The 3,443-nt window shown below is 34.6% G+C and carries 5 protein-coding genes; 4 read left to right on the top strand and 1 reads right to left on the bottom strand.

All coding sequences use genetic code 11. The annotated features are described in order from the left end of the window. Positions 1-212 precede the first annotated feature (212 nt). On the bottom strand, positions 213-533 hold the full coding sequence (locus V7137_RS29655) for a hypothetical protein (protein ID WP_335701385.1): 321 nt from the start codon (positions 531-533) through the stop codon (positions 213-215). A 614-nt stretch (positions 534-1,147) separates the two neighbouring features. Between V7137_RS29655 and V7137_RS29650 the strand changes: the two genes are divergently transcribed. The 4 genes from V7137_RS29650 (at position 1,148) to V7137_RS29635 (ending at position 3,213) form a co-directional block, all read left to right on the top strand. Next, on the top strand, positions 1,148-1,753 hold the full coding sequence (locus V7137_RS29650; protein ID WP_335701384.1) for a GNAT family N-acetyltransferase: 606 nt from the start codon (positions 1,148-1,150) through the stop codon (positions 1,751-1,753). A 71-nt stretch (positions 1,754-1,824) separates the two neighbouring features. Beyond that, complete coding sequence (locus tag V7137_RS29645) at positions 1,825-2,286, top strand: GNAT family N-acetyltransferase (RefSeq protein ID WP_335701383.1); 462 nt, start codon at positions 1,825-1,827, stop codon at positions 2,284-2,286. 192 nt (positions 2,287-2,478) lie between these two features. Further along, positions 2,479-2,988 carry a tetratricopeptide repeat protein gene (locus tag V7137_RS29640; protein ID WP_335701382.1) on the top strand — a complete coding sequence of 170 codons (510 nt, stop codon included), beginning with the start codon at positions 2,479-2,481 and terminating at the stop codon, positions 2,986-2,988. A gap of 24 nt (positions 2,989-3,012) precedes the next feature. Beyond that, complete coding sequence (locus V7137_RS29635) at positions 3,013-3,213, top strand: hypothetical protein (RefSeq protein WP_335701381.1); 201 nt, start codon at positions 3,013-3,015, stop codon at positions 3,211-3,213. Positions 3,214-3,443: the final 230 nt, after the last annotated feature.

Genomic DNA, 3,443 nt, shown 5'->3' with positions numbered 1-3,443 from the left:
ATTTTTAACATTGTGATTGAAGCGGAAGGGGATTTTTCAGGTGTAATACTTTAAATTCTTTATACTTTCTTCAACGAAAGGGTGCGATAGTTCAATAAGAAGTTTAAAAATAAACAGCCTGTATCAATGTTTACTTGATAATCATTGATACAGGCTTTATCTATCGGAATTTAATTGTGCTTATAAATATTTAACTTTAGGGTCCTTCTTTTTTAAAATTTAAATTCTATACCGTTTTCTATATAGATTGTGTTTTGTAATCCGGTTTGGTTTACCAGATATTCAAATACATTTTTTGCTGTGCTTCTGATCATCACGCTCAGAGATAAGTTGTTAAACACTCGTGCATAGGAGCGGATTATCAACGTATCATTTTCTTTAAACAGATGATAATAGACGGTTTCTTTCTGCATTTTCGAAAAACAGTGGATAAATAGATATTCATCTGTTGGTTCGATTCCTTTTATCAAAAGTTCTTTTTGAACTAATCGTTTTATTTCCGCGATTTGTTTCTCTGATAAATTAATTCTCATACCAGCTTCACCATCTTATTTTTTGTTCTGCATTCAATCTATTTTCATTATACGAAAGTGCGAGTTCGCCTGCCACAAAACGGAAGCGATACCTTTTTTCATTATTGAATTGTTTAAACATCCATTTTATTGTGATGCTGACCTTATCCGTGATTTCAATTTCAATAAACGACTCTATTACTAACGAGTGCATTTGTTTAAGATCAAGGCTGTCATTTGGGGTAGCCTTTTTCTTATTCAACTAAATGGGAGTTGAAAAGGTTGTGATTAGGTAAGGTTATTTTCCGAAAATTGGATAGTAGCAAATTTAAAATATTGCTATAGACTTCATCAAATGGTACACTTATAGTATGAACTATTTGAATTTTCTCATTAACAAACATATATGACATACAGATTCGAGTCTTTAGACAGTCGCTTAAAGAGCTATCTTTAAGCCGTTCTAAAGGCTTTTTTGTTGTTTCCGCAAGTTTGAACGCTAGTAAAAATCATTAAAATATTGAAGGTGATGGAATGAAACTTGCATTGCAAAGGCTGCGAAGGAATGTGTTGTGGTGCCGTCCTAACTCAAATGAACGAAAGAATATTCTGTTTAAAGAGGAGACAGTAATACTATGATTATTGAAACAGATATATCTCTAGAAGGAAATTCAATTTCGCTTATTCCTCTCGAGGTGAAGCATAAAGAACAATTATTTGAAGCTTTAAAAAGCCCTGAAGTATGGAAATATTCCTGGCGAAAAGTTACCACTGTGGAGGATATAGAGCAAATAATAATGATAGCTGTTAATAATAAAAAAGACGGGAAACATATACCTTTTATTGTTAAGGATAAACTGACAGGACAAGTATTAGGGACAACTCAAATTTGTGGTATTGATAAAGTAAATCGTAATGTGGAAATAGGTTGGACTTGGCTTTCACCAAAAGTTTGGAGAACAAAAGTAAACACAGAATGTAAATTCTTATTACTTAAGTATTGTTTTGAAGAATTAAAAGTAAATCGTGTCCAATTTTCAGTTAGTGGAGAAAACTTACGTTCTCAAAAAGCTGTTGAACGAATAGGAGCAACAAAAGAGGGAACTTTTCGTAAACATAGAGTAAAGGCAGACGGAACCATTCAAGACAATATATTTTACAGTATTATTAATGATGAATGGGAGTCAGTAAAAGAAAGATTGATTTATTTATTAGAGAAAGCATACAACGAAGCAGGTTAACTGAAGAAGGAAAGGTCACCCATTATGAGGAATATACTTTTAGGAAACTCAAAAGAAAGGGCGTGTTTGTTATGTTTAATTTTATTATGGTGTCCCTTGAACATATTGATAGAATAATAGGTTTGTGGTTGGCACTACTAAAGGAATTGGGCGAATTGAATTCTCCTCAAGAGGAACATCTTATGGAAACTTCGACAAGGGAGTATTTACAAACAGCACTATCAAACAATGAATTTATATCCTATATGGCAGAAAAGAATGGGAAACCCGTAAGTATCAGTGGTATGGTTTTATTTAAAAGACCACCATATCTAGAGAATCTTCAAGGGATTGAAGCCTATATTCTTAATATGTACACTGTCCCTATGTATCGTAGTAATGGTTTGGCAAGAAGATTGCTTGAACAATGTATTGATGAAAGTAAAACAAGTGGAGTTAAACGAATTTGGTTACACGCATCTAAGGATGGCGAACCACTATATAAAAAAATGGGTTTTACCAATAAAGATAGTGAAATGGAACTGTTTCTATAGACCGATTTGTTATTCAACTAAGGGTGTAAGAGTCAAGGACAAGGGCTGTGTAGATGCAACCTTTTCTAAATGTACTAACGGTCAAGTTAGTTTGGATATTCCACAGTATCATTTTGTCGGTTCATACACCCTATTTTCACACACGGTTAGGATAAGGAAATACAAGCAAACCAAGAAAGGTGTTGGAAGCAAATGATGCGAGAGCGTTTGGCAGAAGCTATTTTACTACGTGAAGATGGACGGGCCAAGGAAGATCCAGCTATTTTGGAGGAAGCCCGAACGCTCCTTTTAGACTTGGCAACAGCCTACCCAGATGACGCTGAGGTCAATTTTCAGACAGCAGTTGCTCTTGACAATTCAGGATTAGAGATAGAGGCTATTCCTTTCTACGTGCGTGCTCTTGAGCTGGGGCTTTCTGAATCAGATCTTGAAAGGGCCTTACTTGGCTTGGGGAGCACTTATCGTTGTTTAGGATATTATATTCAAGCTGAGGAAACATTACGTCGAGGTGTAAAAGAATTTCCTCAAAACCGGGCCATCCAAGTACATCTCGCGATCGCCCTTTATAATAAGCAGGGTTACAAGGAAGCGATAGAAATCCTTTTGACCAATTTGATGGAGACAACCTCTGACGAAAAGCTTCAATATTTCAAACGCGGTATTATATACTATTCGCAACACCTTGATGAAACTAAGAAATGATAAGCATATAAGGAGGTTGTTTTTATGGTAATACAATCAAATATGACTTCTAAGGCTATTACCGAAGTGTGGGAAGATACTGTAGAAGTTTTTCAAAAATACAATGTACCAATTATAGAAAAGACATTACAAGTATTAGTTAACGACAACATTCTTCAACTTTTATTAATTGAATTAAATAATTTTGTAGGTAGTTCCACAGCAACTTGTATACAAGGTGGCTGACAGATGCCATCTAAAAGGGAGTAGGTTACTCCTTTGATACATATTTGCATCAAGTAAGAGTTGCGTTTACTTTAATAAAGAATTTTATCATTGGGGTATTTATGGGTTTTTGTGAAGATATACGAGAAATGGTTGGGAATTCTCCACTAATAATTGTTCGACCAAGTGTAGCTATTATTAATAAGAACGGAGAAATTTTATTAATTAGATATGCAGGTGCAACTTGGGGG

The sequence above is a fragment of the Neobacillus drentensis genome, from assembly GCF_036962765.1.
Classification (GTDB): Bacteria; Bacillota; Bacilli; order Bacillales; family Cytobacillaceae; genus Neobacillus; species Neobacillus drentensis_C.
This window is presented reverse-complemented; position numbering and strand designations above follow the sequence as displayed.